The organism is Pseudomonas taeanensis MS-3 (genome assembly GCF_000498575.2).
Classification (GTDB): domain Bacteria; phylum Pseudomonadota; class Gammaproteobacteria; order Pseudomonadales; family Pseudomonadaceae; genus Aquipseudomonas; species Aquipseudomonas taeanensis.
The window spans coordinates 1,537,142-1,556,160 of record NZ_AWSQ01000001.1 but is presented as its reverse complement, the minus strand read 5'-3'; the positions used below and the strand labels follow the sequence as shown (position 1 = coordinate 1,556,160).

The 19,019-nt window shown below is 63.2% G+C and carries 18 protein-coding genes; 11 read left to right on the top strand and 7 right to left on the bottom strand.

Annotation, left to right across the window (positions count from 1 at the left end):
• Positions 1-13: 13 nt before the first annotated feature.
• From TMS3_RS06765 to TMS3_RS06755, 3 genes are all read left to right on the top strand, one after another.
• A complete protein-coding gene (locus tag TMS3_RS06765) occupies positions 14-598 on the top strand; it encodes an IMPACT family protein (RefSeq protein ID WP_025164500.1) in 585 nt (194 codons plus the stop codon).
• Positions 599-750: 152 nt separating this feature from the next.
• Complete coding sequence (locus tag TMS3_RS06760; RefSeq protein ID WP_025164499.1) at positions 751-2,106, top strand: 8-oxoguanine deaminase; 1,356 nt, start codon at positions 751-753, stop codon at positions 2,104-2,106.
• Positions 2,107-2,240: 134 nt separating this feature from the next.
• Positions 2,241-3,188 carry an adenosine deaminase gene (locus tag TMS3_RS06755; protein ID WP_025164498.1) on the top strand — a complete coding sequence of 316 codons (948 nt, stop codon included), beginning with the start codon at positions 2,241-2,243 and terminating at the stop codon, positions 3,186-3,188.
• A gap of 102 nt (positions 3,189-3,290) precedes the next feature.
• Here the strand turns inward: TMS3_RS06755 and TMS3_RS06750 are convergent, their stop codons facing one another.
• Complete coding sequence (locus TMS3_RS06750) at positions 3,291-3,572, bottom strand: PepSY domain-containing protein (protein ID WP_025164497.1); 282 nt, start codon at positions 3,570-3,572, stop codon at positions 3,291-3,293.
• A 292-nt stretch (positions 3,573-3,864) separates the two neighbouring features.
• Here TMS3_RS06750 and TMS3_RS06745 point away from each other — a divergent pair, with 292 nt between their 5' ends.
• From TMS3_RS06745 to TMS3_RS06735, 3 genes are read left to right on the top strand one after another with little or no spacing between them, the layout of a single operon-like run.
• Positions 3,865-4,635: a substrate-binding periplasmic protein gene (locus tag TMS3_RS06745; RefSeq protein WP_025164496.1), complete on the top strand. Its 771-nt coding sequence runs from the start codon at positions 3,865-3,867 to the stop codon at positions 4,633-4,635.
• 37 nt (positions 4,636-4,672) lie between these two features.
• Positions 4,673-5,986, top strand: a complete 1,314-nt coding sequence (locus TMS3_RS06740) for a diguanylate cyclase (protein ID WP_029866164.1) — start codon at positions 4,673-4,675, stop codon at positions 5,984-5,986.
• Between the two features lie 20 nt (positions 5,987-6,006).
• Entirely contained in the window at positions 6,007-6,741 is a 735-nt protein-coding gene (locus TMS3_RS06735; protein ID WP_025164494.1) for a type 2 periplasmic-binding domain-containing protein, read from the top strand.
• 116 nt (positions 6,742-6,857) lie between these two features.
• Here the strand turns inward: TMS3_RS06735 and TMS3_RS06730 are convergent, their stop codons facing one another.
• The 4 genes from TMS3_RS06730 to TMS3_RS06715 form a co-directional block, all read right to left on the bottom strand.
• Complete coding sequence (locus TMS3_RS06730) at positions 6,858-7,325, bottom strand: copper chaperone PCu(A)C (protein ID WP_025164493.1); 468 nt, start codon at positions 7,323-7,325, stop codon at positions 6,858-6,860.
• A 114-nt stretch (positions 7,326-7,439) separates the two neighbouring features.
• Entirely contained in the window at positions 7,440-8,816 is a 1,377-nt protein-coding gene (locus tag TMS3_RS06725) for a PepSY-associated TM helix domain-containing protein (RefSeq protein ID WP_025164492.1), read from the bottom strand.
• Between the two features lie 137 nt (positions 8,817-8,953).
• Positions 8,954-9,340, bottom strand: a complete 387-nt coding sequence (locus tag TMS3_RS06720) for a DUF2946 domain-containing protein (protein ID WP_025164491.1) — start codon at positions 9,338-9,340, stop codon at positions 8,954-8,956.
• 82 nt (positions 9,341-9,422) lie between these two features.
• Positions 9,423-10,340 carry a LysR family transcriptional regulator gene (locus tag TMS3_RS06715; RefSeq protein WP_025164490.1) on the bottom strand — a complete coding sequence of 306 codons (918 nt, stop codon included), beginning with the start codon at positions 10,338-10,340 and terminating at the stop codon, positions 9,423-9,425.
• Positions 10,341-10,443: 103 nt separating this feature from the next.
• On the opposite strand from TMS3_RS06715, the gene TMS3_RS06710 reads away from it, so the two are divergent.
• The 5 genes from TMS3_RS06710 to TMS3_RS06690 all read left to right on the top strand — a co-directional run bounded on the left by TMS3_RS06710 (position 10,444) and on the right by TMS3_RS06690 (position 14,475).
• Positions 10,444-10,737: a putative quinol monooxygenase gene (locus tag TMS3_RS06710; protein ID WP_025164489.1), complete on the top strand. Its 294-nt coding sequence runs from the start codon at positions 10,444-10,446 to the stop codon at positions 10,735-10,737.
• A gap of 28 nt (positions 10,738-10,765) precedes the next feature.
• Positions 10,766-11,782 (top strand): zinc-binding alcohol dehydrogenase family protein, encoded by a 1,017-nt coding sequence (locus TMS3_RS06705; protein ID WP_025164488.1) that lies wholly within the window; start codon positions 10,766-10,768, stop codon positions 11,780-11,782.
• 116 nt (positions 11,783-11,898) lie between these two features.
• Positions 11,899-12,168, top strand: a complete 270-nt coding sequence (locus tag TMS3_RS06700; RefSeq protein ID WP_051394187.1) for a DUF2790 domain-containing protein — start codon at positions 11,899-11,901, stop codon at positions 12,166-12,168.
• 184 nt (positions 12,169-12,352) lie between these two features.
• Positions 12,353-14,206, top strand: coding sequence for a bifunctional diguanylate cyclase/phosphodiesterase (locus TMS3_RS06695; protein ID WP_083491709.1), 1,854 nt, complete (start codon positions 12,353-12,355; stop codon positions 14,204-14,206).
• A gap of 89 nt (positions 14,207-14,295) precedes the next feature.
• Positions 14,296-14,475: a hypothetical protein gene (locus TMS3_RS06690; RefSeq protein ID WP_025164485.1), complete on the top strand. Its 180-nt coding sequence runs from the start codon at positions 14,296-14,298 to the stop codon at positions 14,473-14,475.
• 8 nt (positions 14,476-14,483) lie between these two features.
• On the opposite strand, the gene TMS3_RS06685 is transcribed toward TMS3_RS06690, so the two are convergent.
• Together TMS3_RS06685 and TMS3_RS06680 are read right to left on the bottom strand one after the other, a co-directional pair.
• The gene (locus TMS3_RS06685) at positions 14,484-15,674 is read right to left on the bottom strand and encodes a multidrug effflux MFS transporter (protein WP_025164484.1); all 1,191 of its coding nucleotides are present in this window, start codon (positions 15,672-15,674) and stop codon (positions 14,484-14,486) included.
• A 205-nt stretch (positions 15,675-15,879) separates the two neighbouring features.
• Positions 15,880-19,011, bottom strand: a complete 3,132-nt coding sequence (locus tag TMS3_RS06680; RefSeq protein ID WP_025164483.1) for an efflux RND transporter permease subunit — start codon at positions 19,009-19,011, stop codon at positions 15,880-15,882.
• Positions 19,012-19,019 lie beyond the last annotated feature (8 nt).

Here is a 19,019-nt window from a genome sequence, read left to right as displayed (position 1 = left end):
CCCACGGAACACCATGCCTTTTACCCTCATCACCCCCTGCGACTACCGCGAAGAAATTCGCAAGAGCCGCTTTCTTGCCCAGGCCGTAGCGGTCGCCAGCGCGGCCGAGGCGCAGGCGGCGGTCGAACGACTCAGCGACCACAGCGCCTCGCACAACTGTTGGGCCTGGAAGGTCGGCCAGCAGTACCGTTTCAGTGACGATGGCGAACCGGGCGGCACCGCCGGCCGGCCGATTCTCGCCGCCATCGAGGGCCAGGACTGCGATCAGCTGGTGGTCGTAGTCACCCGCTGGTACGGCGGCATCCAGCTCGGTACCGGCGGCCTGGCCCGCGCCTATGGCGGCAGCGCCAACAAATGCCTGCAGGCCGCCGAACGCCTGGAACTGGTACAACGCAGCCGCTGCGCCTGCCACTGCGCCTTCGCCGAACTGCCCCTGCTCAAGGCGCGTCTGAGCGAACTGGACGCTTTGCTGGAGCAGGAAGCCTTCGATGCCGAAGGTGCCGAACTGCAGCTGGCCCTGCCCGAAGCGCGGGTCGCCGACTTGCAGCAACTCCTGGCCGGCATCAGCCGTGGACGGATAGTGTTGCGCCGGGTGTAGCGACCGCTGACGACCGAGGCGGCGACAAAAGGCCGTTGATCCTGACTCGCAGGGCAGGTATCGTCTGCGCACGTCATTCGACGCACCTGGATCAGCAGACAGGGTCAACACTGAGCTGGCTAACCTGAAATCAACCTCAGAGGAGCCTGCTCATGGCAGCTACCCGTATCTGGATCAAGAACCCCCTGGCCATCTTCACCGCCAACCAGCTGGACGCCGCCGGCGGCCTGGTGATCGAGGATGGCGTCATCGCCGAAGTGCTCAGCGCCGGGCAACAGCCCAGCCGCCCCTGTGAGCGGACCTTCGATGCCCGCGAGCACGTGGTGCTGCCGGGGCTGATCAACACCCATCATCACTTCTACCAGACCCTCACCCGCGCCTGGGCGCCGGTGGTCAACCAGCCGCTGTTCCCCTGGCTGAAGACCCTATACCCGGTGTGGGCACGCCTGACTCCAGAGAAACTCGCCCTGGCGACCAAGGTGGCCCTGGCCGAGCTGCTGCTGTCCGGCTGCAGCACCGCGGCGGATCATCATTACCTGTTCCCCGGCGGTCTGGAAAACGCCATCGACGTACAGGTCGAGGTGGTGCGCGAGCTGGGCATGCGCGCCATGCTCACGCGCGGTTCCATGAGTCTGGGCGAGGCCGACGGCGGCCTGCCGCCGCAGCAGACCGTGCAGCAGGGCGAGGTGATTCTGGCCGACAGCCAACGCTTGATCGGCGCCTACCATGAGCGCGGCGTCGGCGCGCAGATCCAGATCGCCCTGGCGCCCTGCTCGCCGTTCTCGGTGACCCAGGAGATCATGCTCGCCAGTGCCGAACTGGCCGGCAAGCTGGACGTACGCCTGCACACCCACCTGGCGGAAACCCTCGACGAGGAAGACTTCTGCCTGCAGCGTTTCGGCCTGCGCACCGTGGATTACCTGGACAGCGTCGGCTGGCTCGGCCCACGTACCTGGCTGGCCCATGGCATCCACTTCAATCCGGACGAAATCGCCCGCCTCGGCGCCGCCGGCACCGGCATCAGTCACTGCCCCAGCTCGAACATGCGCCTGGCCTCGGGCATCTGCCCGACCCTGGAGCTCGAAGCCGCCGGCGCGCCAATCGGCCTGGGCGTCGATGGTTCGGCCTCCAACGACGCCTCCAACATGATTCTCGAAGCGCGCCAGGCCCTGTACCTGCAGCGCCTGCGCTACGGCGCCGAGAAGATCACCCCAGAGCTGGTGCTGGGTTGGGCCAGCCAGGGGTCGGCCAAGCTGCTGGGACGCAGTGACATCGGCGAACTGGCCGTCGGCAAGCAAGCCGACCTGGCCCTGTTCAAGCTCGACGAGCTGCGCTTCTCCGGTAGCCACGATCCACTCTCGGCCCTGTTGCTGTGCGGCGCCGACCGCGCCGACCGGATGATGATCGGCGGTACCTGGCGGGTGATCGACGGACAGATCGAAGGCCTGGATGTGGCGCAATTGATCGCCGACCACCGCCAGGCGGCCAGGCAGCTGATCGCCGGCTGACGAAGCTCCTGTAGGAGCCAGCTTGCTGGCGATGCTTTGCTCGATCGCCACCTTGCTGGCTCCTACGCGCTGCGCACGCCTGCCATGGCAAGGGTTAAACTGCCAAGCGACCACGCTGATCGAGAGAACCAACCATGTACGACTGGCTCAACGCCCTGCCCAAGGCGGAACTGCACCTGCACCTGGAGGGTTCGCTGGAGCCCGAACTGCTGTTCGCCCTGGCCGCACGCAACAAGATTGCCCTGCCCTGGAACGATGTCGAAGCGCTGCGCGGCGCCTACGCCTTCAACAACCTGCAGGAATTTCTCGACCTCTATTACCAGGGCGCCGACGTGCTGCGCACCGAGCAGGACTTCTATGACCTGACCTGGGCCTACCTGCAAAAGTGCAAGGCGCAGAACGTCATCCACACCGAGCCCTTCTTCGACCCGCAGACCCACACCGACCGCGGCATTCCTTTCGAGGTGGTGCTCGGTGGCATTCGTCAGGCGCTCAAGGATGGCCAACAACAACTGGGCATCAGCTCGGGACTGATCCTCAGCTTCCTGCGTCACCTGCCCGAAGACGAGGCGTTCAAGACCCTCGAACAGGCCAGACCGTTTCGCGATGCCTTTATCGCCGTCGGCCTCGACAGCTCGGAGATGGGCCACCCGCCCAGCAAGTTCCAGCGGGTGTTCGACAAGGCGCGCAGCGAGGGCTATCTGAGCGTGGCCCACGCTGGCGAGGAAGGTCCACCCGAGTACATCTGGGAGGCCCTGGACCTGCTGAAGATCCAGCGCATCGACCACGGCGTGCGCGCCATCGAGGACGAGCGGCTGATGCAGCGGATCATCGACGAGCAGATCCCGCTGACCGTCTGCCCGCTGTCGAATACCAAGTTGCGGGTGTTCGAGGACATGCGCCAGCACAACATCCTCGAGATGCTCGATCGCGGGGTGAAGGTCACTGTGAACTCGGACGACCCTGCCTACTTCGGCGGTTACGTCAGCGAAAACTTCGCCGCCCTGCACGACAGCCTGGGCATGACCCGCGAGCAGGCACAACGCCTGGCGCAGAACAGTCTGGATGCACGCTTGGCCTGAAACAGGGATTGCCGGCTGTGCGTGTCTCCACGCACAGCCGGCGGCCTGGAGGGAAACCTGTCTGGCTGCCGTTTCTAGATGGTGGGATATAGCGGACAGGGTTCAGTAGCCACCCTTTTCATCCTCGAACTCATGTTTGACCACCTTGCCGCTGACCGGGTCGAAGTAGATTTCGACCTTGCGCTTGTCCTTGTCGTAACCGTAGATCTCGTAGCAGTTGCCGCCAGTGACCTTGAACTTCTTGATCTCGTAACCCTGCAGCACCAGTTCCTGCTGGAAGTCGTCCTGATCTTGCCAGGTGGTTTGGTCGGCCGTAGTGCATTCGGTCTTGGCCAACGCCAACGGACTTAGAAAAGCCAGGAACGATAGAACGATCGCGCGCATAGGTGACTCCTCATGATTGGTGAATTATCAGTTAATAACTCTAGTTCAAAGCACAGATGAGAATCAGCGGATAGATACGACGCACTTCTATCAGCCCGGCCTTTGCCACCTCGCCCCTTAGCCGGCGAAATGCGATCTCGGAACTTGTTGTGCTGGCCGAGCCGAGTCCTGAAGTTTTTCCACGCAGTGCCGAAACACAAGAAGCTATACCCTGCCCAATGGATGGCAATATAGTGGCAAAGCCATATTTACCCATACTTGGTACGTTACCGTCGCCGAGGTTGCCGATCGCATGAAACAGCCCCTGTTCAACTGCCCAGTCACCCGCAACTTACTGCTGGCAGCACTGGCCTGCCTGTCGTTGCAAGCCGTGGCAGGCGAGGCGATCCAGATCGTCACAGAGGAGTTGCCCCCCTACAACATGACCCAGGACGGGCGACTCACCGGTATGAGCACCGAAGTCGTGCAGGCGGTGCTGGAGGAAATCGGTGAACAGGCAAGCATCCAGTCAATGCCCTGGGCACGCGCCTACGACATCGCCCTGAATGCCGAGAACGTGCTGATCTACTCGATCGCTCGCACCGCCCAGCGCGAGAAGCTGTTCAAGTGGGTGGGCATCGTCGCGCCGATGCACTGGTACCTGTACTCGTTACCCCAACGCAACATCCAACTCAAGCAACTCGACGACGCGCGCCCGTACCAGATTGGCACCGTCCAGGAAGACGCCGGTGAACAGTACCTGGTGGCCCAGGGCTTCACCGTCGGCAAGAACCTGCAGTCGAGCAACAAGTACGCACACAACTACGAAAAGCTCACCCTGGGACGCATCGACCTGTGGGTCGCCAACGACCTGAACGCTCGCTATCTGGTGCGTCAGGCCGGTGACGAGCCGGCCAAGGTGCTGATACCCACGCTGAGCCTGCCCGACCTGGGCAGTGGCGATGGGCTGAACATGGCCTTCAGCCGACAGACCCCGGACGCCACCGTCGAACGCTTCCGCAAGGGCCTGAAGGCCATCCGCGACAACGGTACCTATGACGCCATCGCCAAGAGGTGGCTGTAGCGTGCGCACGCCGCCTGCCAGCGAGCTTGTCGCCGAGATGCCGGCACGGGTGCTGCCCGCCAGCTCGCTTGGACGCCGCCTGGTGCTGGCGACGCTGACATTTTGCGCGCTGTTCACCCTGGTCACCGTAACCGTGCGCACCGGCTCGGCGTGGAACGGCAACTTGACCGCGATGACCGCCGAGCTTGGGCTGATCGATCAGGTGTTCCAACGCACATTGTCCAAGGCGATCTGGGAGATGGATCGCGAGACCTTGCAGACCCAACTGGACAGCGTCGCCCAGGCCGCTCCGGTAGGCCGCGTGCAGTTGAGTATCCGCCGGACCGGGCGTGCACCCGAAGTACTGGGCCGGCAACGTGCCGAGCGTTCTCCCTCGCCACTGGTGCCATCGCTGCAACGGATGCTCACCTACGAGCCCTACCCCGGCGCAAGCGAGACCGTCGGCGAACTGATCATCGAGGGCGACGAGCGGGTGCTCTGGCGGCGCCTGCTGAGCGACGTGGCCAGCATCGTGATCACCCAGGTCATCCAGTCGCTGCTGCTGGCGGGCCTGATCATGTGGATGTTCAACCGCTCGGTCACGGTGCATGTTCGGCACATCGCGCAGCACCTGGGTGAACTGTCGCCCGCCAACCTCAAGCAGCTATTGCGCATTGATCGGCGGGCATCGCGCCGCGACGAACTGAGTCTGCTGGAAGCCGGAGTCAACAACCTGCAAGGCAAGTTGTCGGACTTCCTCGAGCAGCAACGACGGGACGAACTCGACCTGGCCGCACACCGTGATCGCCTGGCCGAATTGGTAGAAGAACGAACGGCCGAGCTGCGCGCGGCCAACAGCCGCCTGGAGGAACTCACGCGCAGCGACCCGCTAACCGGGCTGGCCAACCGGCGGCACTTCGATGAGATGAAGGACGTCGAGTTCCGCCGCGCGACACGCTTGGGTCAACCGCTGTCGGTGCTGATGTGTGATGTGGACTTCTTCAAACTCTACAACGACACCTACGGCCACGCCCTGGGCGACCGGTGCCTGCAAGTGGTGGCCGATACCTTGATGAAGGTCTTCGCGCGCGCCGGCGAGCTGGTGGCGCGGGTCGGCGGGGAAGAATTTGCCGTGCTGCTGCCCGGCGCCGACCTCGACCAGGCACGCAAGGCTGCAGAACGACTGCGCCAGGGCCTCGCGGCTCAAGCCGTGGTACACGCCACTTCACCGGTGGCGCCGCACGTGACACTGAGCATCGGCGTTGCGCAGTTCGACCCGCAGACCATGGACCGTTTCGATCTACTGCTGCAATGCGCCGACCAGGCGCTGTACCGCGCCAAAAGCCTGGGCCGCGACCGAATAGCCGAATGATGACATCACCGAGGTCCGCCATGACACCAGCTCAGTCCACCTGGAGCGCCATGCTGCTGGCACTGGTCTGCATCGGCAGCCAGGCAGAAGACATCCAGGTCGTCACCGAAGACACCGCCTACAGCTACCTGGAAAATGGTCGGGTGGCTGGGCCAGCCAGCGCAGTCGTCGAAGCCACGCTGCAGCGCGCCGGGCTGAGCGACTATCGCCTCGCCCTGTACCCCTGGGCGCGCGCCTACGACATGGCGTTGCAGCAACCTAACGTGCTGATCTACCTGATTGCCCGCACAACGGCGCGCGAACCACGGTTCAAATGGGTGAGCGAAATCACCCGTATCGACTACCACTTCTACAAGCTGCGCGCACGCGAGGACATCCAGGTGCACAGCCTGCAGGACGCCCAGCAATACAGCGTCGGCGTGCTGCGCGACGACGTGCGCCAGAAATACCTGCGGACTCAAGGCTTCAGCAAACTGGTGGTCTCGGCGCACAATCGCGACAACTTCAATAAACTGCTGAACCAGCAGGTGCAACTGGTGCCCATGCCGGAGCGCGATGTCGCCATGTTCTGCGTAGACGCTCACATCGACTGCGCCAGCCTCGAGCAGGTCTACACCCTGGACGCACTGTCGACTGGCCTGTACATGGCGTACAGCCTGGCCACGGCCGATGAGCTAGTGACGCGCACCCGCGCCGCATTCGACAGCCTCAAGGCCGAGGGCCGTGTGACCCCTTTGATGAGGGGCAAACCCTAAGCCCGCCGGGTACTACAGCTACGTGCCGCGCGCGTCAACGCAGGTAGATCAAGCAAAACGGCGACCGGCATTACCAGGAGTCCGCGCGGACTCCTGGTTAACCCTCAGGTGACCACTCAATGGTGGGCGGCTGCTTCGGCTGGCGGCTGCTTTTGTACCGTCACCTCCAACTCAAGCGTGCCGGCCTTCTCGAAGGTCAGGGTCAAGGGAAAACGCTCGCCGTCCTGCATTTGCCGTTTCAGGTTAAACAGCATGACGTGGTAAGCCATGGGCGCAAACTGCACCTCGCCACCGGGCGGAATATCCACCGCTTGCACCTGCTGCATCTTCATCAGGCCATCGGCATGCACGTGTTCGTGAAACTCGGCGCTGCCAGCTACCGGGGTCTGCGCGCCAAGCAAGCGATCAGCCTGACTGCCCTTGTTGTGCACCACGAAATAGACAGCCGCAGTCGGCGCCACCGGCGGCATCTCGCGCGACCAGGGGTGTTCGATTTGCAGCTCGCCGGCCTGGTACTCATGGGCCGAGGCGGACAGACAGGGCGCGAGCAACGCGACCATCAGCAGGGTTTTCTTCAACAGCATGGTGAACCTCCAGTTGCGGATCTTGTGTCCGGGATATGCACGCTAATGTGACTGAATTCGCAGCTGCGGAGCAGGTCTGGTTTGGCCCGCAACTGGCTCGCTATCAGGGGCCGATCAACCGCTGACCAGACGCCGCAGAGAACCGAGGCGCGACAGCAGCAACCAGTCAAGCGCCCAGATCAGCAGCAACGACGCGCCGACCAGAGGGAATGCGGCGCCGAGCAGCAGCATGACGACAATCGCGGTCTTCCAGCGCGGCAGATCATGGCGCAACGGCGGCACGCCGAGGCGGCCCTGCGGGCGGCGCTGCCACCACATGACCATGCCGCTGACGGCACTCAGCAGCACCAGCAGGCAGACCGCCAGCATCAACAGCTGGTTAGGCATACCAAACAGTTTGCCCTCATGCAGCATCACGCCGGTTTCCACGGTTTTCGCCACCAGGCCGTAATCCGCCCAGCGCACATCGGCGAGCACCGCGCCGCTGTATTGATCGAGGTGCAGGGTGGCGTCGTGGCGGGGGTCGTCGGCGAACAGCGCGATGCTGTACACCCCTTCCGCGCCCTTGGGCAGGGTAATGCTGTAACCCGGCTGCACGCCACGCGCGCTGGCCGTGTCGACCACCTGTTGCAGGCTGATCTGCGGCGCCGCACTGCCTGCCTGGCTGGCGGCACTGCCGGTGTGCGCGGCATGCGCATCGGACAACGGCAGCGGTGTCGTCTCCACAGCCCAGGCCACGGTCTGCTTAGTACTGGTGTTGAGGCTGCGCGCCTGCTGATCGGACGTGGGCACCGCATCCCACATGGCCGCCGGGAAGTGATTCCAGGCGCCGGCGAATTGCGCGCCCCAGTAACCGGTCCAGGTCATCCCGGTAAGCAGCATGAACAGCAGCAACAACGAACCCCAAAAGCCAGTGACCGCGTGCAGGTCACGCCAGAACAGGCGGCCGTGACTGCCCAGACGCGGCCACAGCACCCCGGCGCCGCCACTACCGCGCGGCCACCACAGGTACAGCCCGGACACCAGCAGCACTATGCCCCAGCCGGCGGCCAACTCGATCAGCCGATCGCCGAGGGTGCCGATCATCAACTCGCCATGCAGCGCTCGGGCAATCGCCTGCAGGTTGTTCTGCGCATCTTGGCTGCCCAGCAGCATGCCCCGGTAAGGATCGACGAACAGATTGATGCCTTGCCCGGCGTTGTCGACGACGAACTGCGCGCTGCGGTCCGCCTGCACCGGCGGTAGATACTGCTGCACGTTCGCCTGCGGGTAAGCCCGCTGGACCACCGCCAGTTGTTGATCGGCGCTCAAGCGCTGCCCGGTCACCGGGACTTGCAGCAAGTCGGCGTACATCAACTGGTCCAGTTGCGGTTTGAACAGATAGACGATCCCGGTCAGCGACAGCAGGATCAGGAAGGGTATAACCAATAGCCCGGCGTAGAAGTGCCAACGCCAGGCCAGGTTGTAGAACGACGGAGTGGACTGTTTCATTTTTATGCTCCGATGTAGCGCGTCGCATGACGCTCGCAGACTCCGATCCCCGCGCGAAGAACCGCGCAGAAAGGCGCGCTTAGCGACAGGATCGAAGAACAGGGCAGGCACAGCACAGGGCCGAGCCTGGGAGGGCGCTAGATCACAGGGGGAGCACGGGGATTGAGCGAGGGCCAGGCGTGCCGGACGGCGCTGCCCAGTCGTGCTGGCGGGCTGGGGGGCAGCCTGGTGCCGTGCGGCAGCAGCCCCAGCAAGCCGAAGAAGGCGGCCAATGCCAGGCCGACGAAACTGGAGGCCAGTGCGCAACCGAAACCGCTGGCCGGATTCGGCATGGGCGTACCGACGCCGCCGAAGTCAACTGCAGGACCATCGCCACCCGCGGCCGAGCAATACACGCCATCGATACCACTGAGCTGCAAGCCGGCCATCTGACCATGACCAATACTGCAGGCGAGCGCACTGAACAGGATGCTGAAGTACAGGATCCAGGCAATCAGCGAGCGGTCGGTACGGGCCAGTTTCATGGTCGGCGACTCTAGCAGCTAGTTGCGCGGTAACAAGAGCACCGGGCTGCGGTCGATTGCCACAGCTGGGTTACCCGCAAGATTAGGCATTCCAAGGCGCATGCGCCAACAACTCGGCGCAGCGGGCCTGGACGAACTCGCGTAGCAGGTTCACCGGCGTGCTCAGCTGCGCGCGATGGGCGCAGATCAGGTTTAGCGGCGTCGGCTCGCCCCGCCACTCCGGCAGTAAGACCTTGAGCCGCCCCGCCCGCACGTCCCCGGCCACATCCAGCCAGGACTTGTACACCAGCCCGACGCCGGCCACGGCCCAACGCCGCACCACATCGGCGTCGTCGCTGAGACGATCGCCGCTGACACTCTGGCTCAGCTCGCGCTTGCCGTCGAAAAACCTCCAGCGCTCATGCACCCGGCCGCCGAGCATGTAGAGCAGGCAGTTATGTCGCGCCAGATCGCTCAGCGATTGCGGCTGCCCGTGCCGCGCCAGATACTCGGGGGCGGCACAGAGTACCCGTCTGTTGCTGGCGGCGACCGGCAGCGCGACCAGGCTGGAGTCCTCGGGCGCGCCGTAGCGCAGGGCGATATCCACCGGCTCGCGAAACAGGTCGCTGACCCGATCACCCAGCAGCAGACGCAAGTGCAACTGCGGGTGCGCCTGCTGGAACTCATCGAGCCAGGGCAACAGAGTGTTGCGGCCGAAGTCCGAAGGTGCCGACAGCTGCAGCAGGCCGCTGATGCCGGCCTTGCTACCGGCCAACAACTGGCGCCCATCTTCCAGGTTCTGCAAAGCCAGCCGCGCATATTCGAGAAACAACTCACCTTGCGCGGTCAGACGCAGGCTGCGGGTCGAACGGGCGAACAGGCGTACATCCAATTGCACCTCCAGCCGTTTCAGCGCGGCGCTGGCCACCGCCGGTGAAATCTCCAGAAGCCGAGCTGCGGCCGACAAGCTGCCGGTTTCCGCCGTACGCACGAACAGCTGTAAGTCATCGAAGCGCAGCATGGCGTCCTATTATCAAAAAAATATTGAAAGAGACTCTATTCCTACACACTTTTTCCCGTTTATGAAATAGACGAGGATGGCCTTCTACTCTGGAGAGCCGCCCATGCCCACCCCCATCACTCTGATCGCCACCCTGACCCTGCATCAAGCTCCCGATGCCCTGCTGCTCGAGGGCCTGGAGAAACTGGTCAACGCCAGCCGCGCCGAAGCGGGTTGCCTGCAGTACGACCTGCACCAACAGCACAGCGCTGCCAATGTTCTGGTGATGATCGAGCAGTGGCAGGACGCCGCAGCGCTTACCCAACACGAGGGCACTGCGCACTACCAGACGTTCAGCGCCACCTTCGGCGCGCAGCTGGCCAGCGTCGAACTCAACCAACTGCGGCGCATTGTCTGAACCCGCCCAACCCTTCAAGGAGCCCCTCATGAAAGCCATCGCCTACCTGCAATCGCTGCCCGCCGAACACCCCGAATCGCTGCAGGATCTGCAACTGCCGGAGCCTAGCCCTGGCCCGCGCGATCTGCTGGTCGAAGTCAAAGCCATCTCGGTGAACCCGGTGGACACTAAAATCCGCAGCAACGTCGCACCCGAAGACCAGCAGCCCAAGGTACTCGGCTGGGACGCCACCGGCGTGGTCAAAGCCGTAGGCAGTGAGGTCAGCCTGTTTCAGCCGGGTGACCAGGTGTTTTATGCCGGCGCGATCAACCGTGCCGGCGCCAACAGCGAACTGCATGTGGTAGACGAACGCATCGTCGGGCGCATGCCCAGCAGCCTGTCGTTCGCCCAGGCGGCGGCGCTGCCGTTGACTGCGATTACCGCCTGGGAGTTGCTGTTCGAGCGTCTGCAGATCGCCGAGGGCCACACCGATCAGGGCCAGAGCCTGCTGATCGTCGGCGCCGCCGGCGGGGTCGGCTCGATCCTCACTCAGCTGGCCCGTCAACTCACCGGTCTGACCGTGATTGGCACAGCCTCGCGCCCCGAGACCCAGGCCTGGGTCCGCGATCTCGGTGCCCACCACGTGATCGACCACAGCAAGCCGCTGAGCGAAGAACTCAAGCGCATCGGTATCGATCAGGTGACCCATGTCGCCAGCCTGACCCAGACCGACCAGCACTTCGAGCAATTGGTCGAAGCGCTGGCCCCACAAGGGCGCCTGGCACTGATCGACGACCCGGCGCAGCCGCTGGACGTGATGAAGCTCAAGGGCAAGAGTCTGTCACTGCACTGGGAACTGATGTTCACCCGCTCGCTGTTCGAAACCGCCGACATGATCGAGCAGCATCACCTGCTCGATCGGGTTAGCCAACTGATCGACGATGGCGTTCTGAAAACCACGTTGGGTGAGCACTTCGGCACCATCAATGCGACCAACTTACGCCGTGCCCACGCACTGCTGGAAAGCGGCCGCTCCCGCGGCAAGATCGTCCTCGAGGGCTTCTGAGCCGGCGGTGTGGCACCTCGCCAGGAGCCACGCCGACCAGCGGCACCCTGGCCTCGTAACGGTCCAGCGGCTCATGCATCTATTGAGTTGTAGCTCATCGTTACGAGGTGACTCTCATGAAACGCTTAATCCCCCTCGCGCTGATCGCGACCTTCGGCTATACCGCTGCGGCACTCGCGCAAAGCCCAACTGTTCAGGACGCCAGTCAGGTACAGGCGGTCGATTACCACTACGGGATGGCTCTGGATATCGATAAAGTCATCCACATCACCGATACCTCGGACAAGGTCGGCGTCGTGCCGGCGACCATCACCTACCTGGACAGCCACGGCAGGCTGCACAAGCTCAACTACCTGCAGCTGGGAGGTTACAACCAGGGTAACTAGACCGATGCCTTGAACTGCGGATGCCTGAGACGCATGCTCAGGCTCCGCTCGCCGGCAATCTACGCAGCCCGTGCCCAGTAATGGCTTTATGGCTGTTAGACTGCACTCAACTCCGAGTCACTATCCACGACACTGAAGAACTTCCAGTCGTCTCCCGCTAATCTGCGACCCATCGGTGGTACGGATGCGATCCGATTTAGCAGGCCCGTTGCGCCTAGCCAGTTTTTATATCCTCTTCAGCACCGCCTGGATTCTGTCCAGCGACTACCTGCTGACCCTTCTAGTGTCCGACACTGCCCTGGCCGCCAGCCTGCAAATCGCCAAGGGCATGCTCTTCGTGCTGCTCAGCAGCGTGCTGATTTTCTACATCAGTCATCGCGACAACCAGACCCAGCGCCGGCTGGTCGAGGTGCTGACGCATAACGCCCGGCTGCTGCAACAGATCCAGCGCAATGCGGCCTTGGGCAGCTGGGAGTATGCCGGGCGCTTCCACTGGAGCCAGGAAGCCCTGCACCTGTTCGGGCGGGACGAAGGTCATGCGTTCAGCAGCATGGAGCAGCTGCTGAACTGGCTGCACCCAGCCGACAGGCCATCCGTACAGCGCGCGATCCAGGCGTTATTGCAGCAGCACACACCCCTGGCGATCAGCGCGCGCCTGCATCAGCCACACCGACAACAGGCCACCTGGCTGATGCTGCGCGGCGAGGTGGACAGCAGCAGCAAGACACTCGGTACGGTGCAGGACATCAGCAACCAGAAACGCGATGAAATCGCCCTGCGCGAGAGCGAACAGCGCTTTCGGCGACTGTTCGAACAAACCCCGCGCATCGCCATGCAAGGCTATGACCGCGAGCGCCGGGTGATTTTCTGGAACCAGGCCAGCACTCAGCTGTATGGCTACAGCCTGCAGGAGGCCATGGGCAAACGCCTGGAGGAGCTGGTCATCCCGGCGCAGATGCGCAACCAGGTCGCCAGCACGATCAATCACTGGCTGCTGGGAGGCCCGCCGATTGCTGCGTCGGAAGTGCAATTGCAGCGCAAGGACGGCAGCAAAGTCTGGGTCTACTCCAGTCATGTGATGCTGCGCAATAGCCGCAATCAGCTCGAGCTGTACTGCATAGACATCGACCTCAGCGAGCAGAAACAGAGCGATGGTGAGCTATACGCCAGCGAAGCGCGCTACCGCGAGCTGGTCGAACAGCTAAGCGACGTGATCGTCCTGACGGATGCCCGTGGTTGCTTGAACTTTCTCAATCCGGCCTGGGAGCAAATCAGCGGATATGCCTGCTATAGCAGTATCGACCGGCCGCTAACGCAGTTTTTCGATGCCGATGACGCCGTCCGCCTGGCTCAGCAGATCAGTGCCATCATCGCCGGCAGGCAATCCCAGCTGCGGGGCGAATACCGCCTGCTGACGCGCAGTGGCCAGCTACGCTGGGTCGAACTGCAGCTGAGCAGCAACCCGCCTGGCTATGGCTTACGCGGCAGCCTGTGCGACATTCATGAACGCTATCAGACACAACAACTGCAGCAGGCCCGTAATGCAGTGCTCGACGAGCTGCTCGCTCGGCATCCGCTGGCGCAGACCCTAGACGGCATCAGCCGAAGCCTGCAGAGCCTGAACCCACACATGTTGGTGTCGATCATGCTGCTGGATGCGCAGCGACGCCTGCACATCGCCGCCGCCCCCGACCTGCCCGCCAGTTATCAACAGGCCATCGAGGGAATTGACGCGGCCCCCGAGGTCGGTTCATGCGGACATGCTGCGAGTAGCGGTGAGCTGGCCATCGCCGAAGACCTTGCCAGCCATCCATATTGGCGCAACTTTCAGGCTGAAACTCAGGCTGCAGGGCTGCATGCCTGCTGGTCGTTGCCATTCAAGGATGAACAGGGCCAGGTGCTGGGCACCTTCGGCATCTACTATCGCAAGCCCGCTCGGCCAAGCCCCAGCGATATTGCCTTAGTCACCGAATTCACCCGCCTGGCCGGATTGGCCGTGCAGCAGCATAAGAGCGACGCCACCTCGCGGATGCTGTAAATGACCGCCAGTCGTTCAGTTGATCGATATCACTATGGGTTCATATCCGTCTGCCTAGACTAGACACCTCTATCCTGGAGGTGCCATGCATGAATATTTCCATTCACCCGTTGAACCAGGCCGAGAGTCCCTGCTGGCAGGTTCGCCTGGCGAAACACAGCGTGACCTTTCGCAGTGAAAGCCAGGCCCGCCAGTTCGTAGCCACTCTCGAAGCACGCTTGCAGGCGCCCCATTCATGGCCGAACCAAGGGCCGCGCATCGCCAGTTGAGTCAATAACTAAAGCTCTGGATGACCGACGCGGTGTTCCGCCCAACGGGTGAGGCGCGAGAACGTCACGGCCAGCACGCCACAGCCAAAGATCACCAAGGCCATCGGCTGCGCACTGCCATCGTGCAGCACGCCAACCAGCGCGGCCGCACTGGCGGCAATGCTGAACTGCAGGCTGCCGAGCAAGGCCGAGGCGCTGCCAGCATGCCGGCCCTGCCCAGCCATGGCGCAGGCCGTGGCGTTCGGCAACAACACGCCGAGGCTGGCGATGCAACCGAACAAGGGCAGCAACAGCGGCCACAGGTCCGGCAGCTGCGCGGCGGCAAGCGCCAGCAGCGCCGCACCACAGGCCAGGTAGAACCAGACCATGCGCCGCAACCAATAACCCGGCCCGTGACGCGCCACCAGCCAGGCATTCACCTGCGCCATCAGGATGAAGCCCAGCGCATTGCTGCCGAACAACCAACCGTAGTGCTGGGCCGGCACCCCATACAGTTCAATGAAGACGAACGGTGAACCGGCGATGTAGGCGAACATGCCGGCAACCGCCAAACCACCGGTCAAGGCGTGGCCGAGGAACGGCAGGTCGCCGAACAACCGCAGATATTCGCCCAAGGCGCCGCGCAAGGGCGCCTTGGGTCCGTCGGCCGCCAGGGTTTCCGGTAGCCACAGCGCCACGGCCAACAGACACAGCGCACTGAACAGGGTCAGGCAGACAAAAATCGACGGCCAGCCGAAGCCGCTCAATAGCAGGCCGCCACCCAGCGGCGCGAGAATCGGCGCCAGCCCCATTACCAGCATCAATTGCGAGAACACCTTGGCCGAGGCAATCGGGTCGCACAAGTCACGCACCACCGCCCGGGTCACTACCATGCCGGCACAACCACCGAGGGCCTGAACGAAGCGCGCGGCGATCAACCATTCCAGACTTGGTGCCAGCGCACACGCCAGCGAGGCCAGGGTGAACAACAACACACCGAACAGCAGTGGTCCGCGTCGACCGAAACGGTCGGCCAACGGCCCATACATCAGCTGACCGATGGCCAAGCCGATGAAATAGGCGGCCAGCGACAGCTGCACATGCTCCACATCGGTGGCGAAGGCCTGCGCCATGGTCGGGAAAGCCGGCAGATAGAAGTCGATGGCCAATGGGCCAAAGGCGCTCAGCGCACCAAGAATCAACAGAAGACGTAACGGCATGGGCGTCCAGAACAGAGAGTGGGGTAGGCATTCATGCAACACGATGACCAACGCTGGGTAAGCGGCGTGTTCCCAGTAAGTTGAATCCAACCCGGCAAGCGAAAGCCGCGTAACCCAGCGGCGCCACTGGTAGCAGCAAAAATACCGGGTTACGCCGCGCCTAGGCCAGTGCGCCGACAGATACCGCGCACGTGCCTAACCCAACCTATGACTCAACCACCTCCGCAGATTTCCGCCCTTTGCTCAGCTTGGCCGCCAGCGACTCCACCAGCAGGTAGAACATCGGGATCAGGAAGATCGCCAGGAAGGTCGCCGCGAGCATGCCGCCGATCACCCCGGTGCCGATCGAGTGGCGGCTGGCCGAGCCGGCGCCACTGCTGATGACCAGCGGGACCACGCCGAGGATGAAGGCCAGCGAAGTCATGATGATCGGGCGGAAGCGCAGGCGCGAAGCCTCCAATGCCGACTCGAAGATGCCCATACCCTGCCTGCGGCAGATCACCGCAAACTCGACGATCAGGATGGCGTTCTTCGACGCCAGGCCGATCAGGGTCAACAGGCCGACCTGGAAGTACACGTCGTTCTCGATACCACGCAGCCACACCGCCAGAATCGCCCCGAACACCGCGAACGGTACGGCAGTAACCACCGCCAAAGGCAGGGTCCAGCGTTCGTACTGCGCGGCGAGAATCAGAAACACCATGATCAGGCCGAAAACGAACGCGGTGCTGCCGGAACCCTGGGTGGCCTGCTCCTGAAAGGCCGAGCCGGTCCAGCCGATGCTGTAGTCGCTGCCCAGCGTCTCATCGGCCACTTGTTGAATCGCCGCCAGGGCCTGGCCGGAGCTGTAACCCGGCGCCGGACCACCGAGAATCTTCGCCGCCGGGTAGACGTTGAAGCGCGCATAGCTGTCCGGGCCAAGGATGCGCTCGACCGTGACCAGACTGGACAGTGGCACCAGTTCGGCGCTTGCCGAGCGCACATAGACCTGGGACAGGTCTTCCGGCTTGCGGCGGAACTCCGACTCCGATTGCAGGCTGACCTGAAAGGTGCGGCCATACAGGCTGAAGTCGTTGACGTAGTAACTGCCGAAGGTCGCCTGCATGGCGGTGAACACATCGCTGATCGACACACCCAGGGCGCGGGCCTTGGTGCGATCGAGGTCAATGTAGTACTGCGGCACGTTGGCGCTGAAGGTGGTGCGCACACCGGCCAGTTCCGGCCGCTTGGCCGTGGCCTCGAGGAAAGTCGTGACCTTGCTGGCCAGCTGCGCGGTGCTGCCGCCACTGCGGTCCTGAATATAACCCTCGAAACCGCCGGTAGTGCTCATCCCGGTAATCGGCGGCGGGTTGAAGGTCATCACCAGGCCATCCTTCTGCGCCGCGCCCATGCCCATGAAGGTTTTCGTCAGGTTGCGCGCGTCCAGCTCCGGCGTGGTGCGCTCGCTCCAGTCCTTCAGCGGCACGAACGACACCCCGGCGTTACTCCGCGTACCGAAGGTGAGGATGTCGAAACCGGCGAAGGTCACCACATCCGCAACCGCCGGGTGGTCCATCAACTGCTGGGTGACCGCGCTGGTCAGCTTCTCGGTGCGGGTCAGCGAGGCCGCCGGTGGCAGGAAGTAGGCGTTGATCACATAACCCTGATCCTCATCCGGCACCAGTGAGCTGGGCACCCGGCTGAACAGCACCAGCATCAGTGCGATCATCACACCGAACAGCAGCAGGCCGATCGCCGAACGTTTGAGGAAGAAGCGCACGCCAGCGGTGTAACCGTTGGTGAGGCGGTCGAACACGCGATTGAAGGCGCGGAACGGTGCGGCCGGTTCCTGATGGCCTGGCTTGAGCAATACCGCGCACAACGCCGGGCTCAGGGTCAGCGCGACGATGCCGGAGATCACCACCGACACGGCGATGGTGATCGCGAACTGCTTGTACATCTCACCCGCCAGGCCGCCGAGAAAGCCCACTGGCACGAACACCGCACAGAGCACCAGGACGATGGCAACGATGGGGCCGGTGACCTCCTGCATGGCCTTGATGGTCGCCTCGCGCGGGCCAATCTTGTCTTCGTTCATCACCCGTTCGACGTTCTCGATCACCACGATGGCGTCATCCACCACGATGCCGATGGCCAGCACCATGCCGAACAGGGTCAACAAGTTGATCGAGAAACCGAGCAGATACATGCCGGCGAAGGTGCCGATCAGCGACACCGGGATGGCCAACAGCGGGATCAGCGTGGCACGCCAGTTCTGCAGGAAGATGAACACCACCAGCACCACCAGCACCAAGGCCTCGAAGAAGGTGTGGATCACTTCCTCGATGGACACCTTGACGAACTTGGTGGTGTCGTAGGGAATCTTGTAGGTGATGCCCTCGGGGAAGTTCTTCGACAGGCGCTGCAGCGTGTCGCGCACCGCCTGGGCAGTGTCCAGGGCGTTGGCCCCCGGTTGCAGGTAGATACCGAAGGCGGCGTTCTGCTGACCGTTGAGCGAGGTCATCAGCGAGTAGTCCTGGGCGCCCAACTCGATCCGCGCAACATCCTTCAACAGCAGGCTGGCGCCGGTCTCGTCGCTGCGCAGGATTACGCTCTCGAACTCTTGCGGGTCGGTGAAACGCCCCTGGGTGGTCACCGTATAGGTGAAGTCCTGTTCCTGTTGCAGCGGCTGCTGGCCGAAGCTGCCGGCGGCGAACTGCGAGTTCTGCTCGCGAATGGCGCTGACCACATCGGCCGGCGTCAGGTTGTACTGCGCCAGCTTGTCCGGGCGCAGCCAGATGCGCATCGAGTAGTCTTTCGAGCCGAACTGACGGGCGTCACCGATCCCCGGCAAACGCTTGAGTTCGTCGATCACGTTGATCAGCGCATAGTTGCTGATATACACCGGATCGCGCGAGCCATCCGGGGAAAACAGGGTGACCACCTGGAGAATGTCCGAGGACTTCTTCTCCACCTTGACCCCTTGCCGGCGCACCTCTTCCGGCAGTTTGGCCAGGGCGGCCTGTACCCGGTTGTTGACGTCGATGGTGGCCTGATCGGGATCGGTGCCGACCTGGAAGTACACCGACAGGCTCATGGCGTTGCCGCCGGAGTTGGACTGCTGGTAGATCATCCCCTCGACACCGTTGATCGACTGCTCCAGCGGCGCCGCCACGGTTTCGGCGATCACCTGTGCGCTGGCGCCGGAATAGCCGGCGCTGACCGACACTTGCGGCGGCAGGATTTGCGGGTACTGGGCAATCGGCAGCGCGCGCATGGCCATCAAGCCGGCGAGGACGATGACAATGGAGATAACTGCGGCAAAGACCGGGCGGTCGATAAAGAAGCGTGAAAACACGGGGGACG

Bases quoted from the DNA above. Each gene is read 5' to 3' on its own strand.
- TMS3_RS06765 (WP_025164500.1), top strand. From the start codon at position 14: ATGCCTTTTACCCTCATCACCCCCTGCGACTACCGCGAAGAAATTCGC.
- TMS3_RS06760 (WP_025164499.1), top strand. From the start codon at position 751: ATGGCAGCTACCCGTATCTGGATCAAGAACCCCCTGGCCATCTTCACC.
- TMS3_RS06755 (WP_025164498.1), top strand. From the start codon at position 2,241: ATGTACGACTGGCTCAACGCCCTGCCCAAGGCGGAACTGCACCTGCAC.
- TMS3_RS06750 (WP_025164497.1), bottom strand. From the start codon at position 3,572: ATGCGCGCGATCGTTCTATCGTTCCTGGCTTTTCTAAGTCCGTTGGCG.
- TMS3_RS06745 (WP_025164496.1), top strand. From the start codon at position 3,865: ATGAAACAGCCCCTGTTCAACTGCCCAGTCACCCGCAACTTACTGCTG.
- TMS3_RS06740 (WP_029866164.1), top strand. From the start codon at position 4,673: ATGCCGGCACGGGTGCTGCCCGCCAGCTCGCTTGGACGCCGCCTGGTG.
- TMS3_RS06735 (WP_025164494.1), top strand. From the start codon at position 6,007: ATGACACCAGCTCAGTCCACCTGGAGCGCCATGCTGCTGGCACTGGTC.
- TMS3_RS06730 (WP_025164493.1), bottom strand. From the start codon at position 7,325: ATGCTGTTGAAGAAAACCCTGCTGATGGTCGCGTTGCTCGCGCCCTGT.
- TMS3_RS06725 (WP_025164492.1), bottom strand. From the start codon at position 8,816: ATGAAACAGTCCACTCCGTCGTTCTACAACCTGGCCTGGCGTTGGCAC.
- TMS3_RS06720 (WP_025164491.1), bottom strand. From the start codon at position 9,340: ATGAAACTGGCCCGTACCGACCGCTCGCTGATTGCCTGGATCCTGTAC.
- TMS3_RS06715 (WP_025164490.1), bottom strand. From the start codon at position 10,340: ATGCTGCGCTTCGATGACTTACAGCTGTTCGTGCGTACGGCGGAAACC.
- TMS3_RS06710 (WP_025164489.1), top strand. From the start codon at position 10,444: ATGCCCACCCCCATCACTCTGATCGCCACCCTGACCCTGCATCAAGCT.
- TMS3_RS06705 (WP_025164488.1), top strand. From the start codon at position 10,766: ATGAAAGCCATCGCCTACCTGCAATCGCTGCCCGCCGAACACCCCGAA.
- TMS3_RS06700 (WP_051394187.1), top strand. From the start codon at position 11,899: ATGAAACGCTTAATCCCCCTCGCGCTGATCGCGACCTTCGGCTATACC.
- TMS3_RS06695 (WP_083491709.1), top strand. From the start codon at position 12,353: ATGCGATCCGATTTAGCAGGCCCGTTGCGCCTAGCCAGTTTTTATATC.
- TMS3_RS06690 (WP_025164485.1), top strand. From the start codon at position 14,296: ATGAATATTTCCATTCACCCGTTGAACCAGGCCGAGAGTCCCTGCTGG.
- TMS3_RS06685 (WP_025164484.1), bottom strand. From the start codon at position 15,674: ATGCCGTTACGTCTTCTGTTGATTCTTGGTGCGCTGAGCGCCTTTGGC.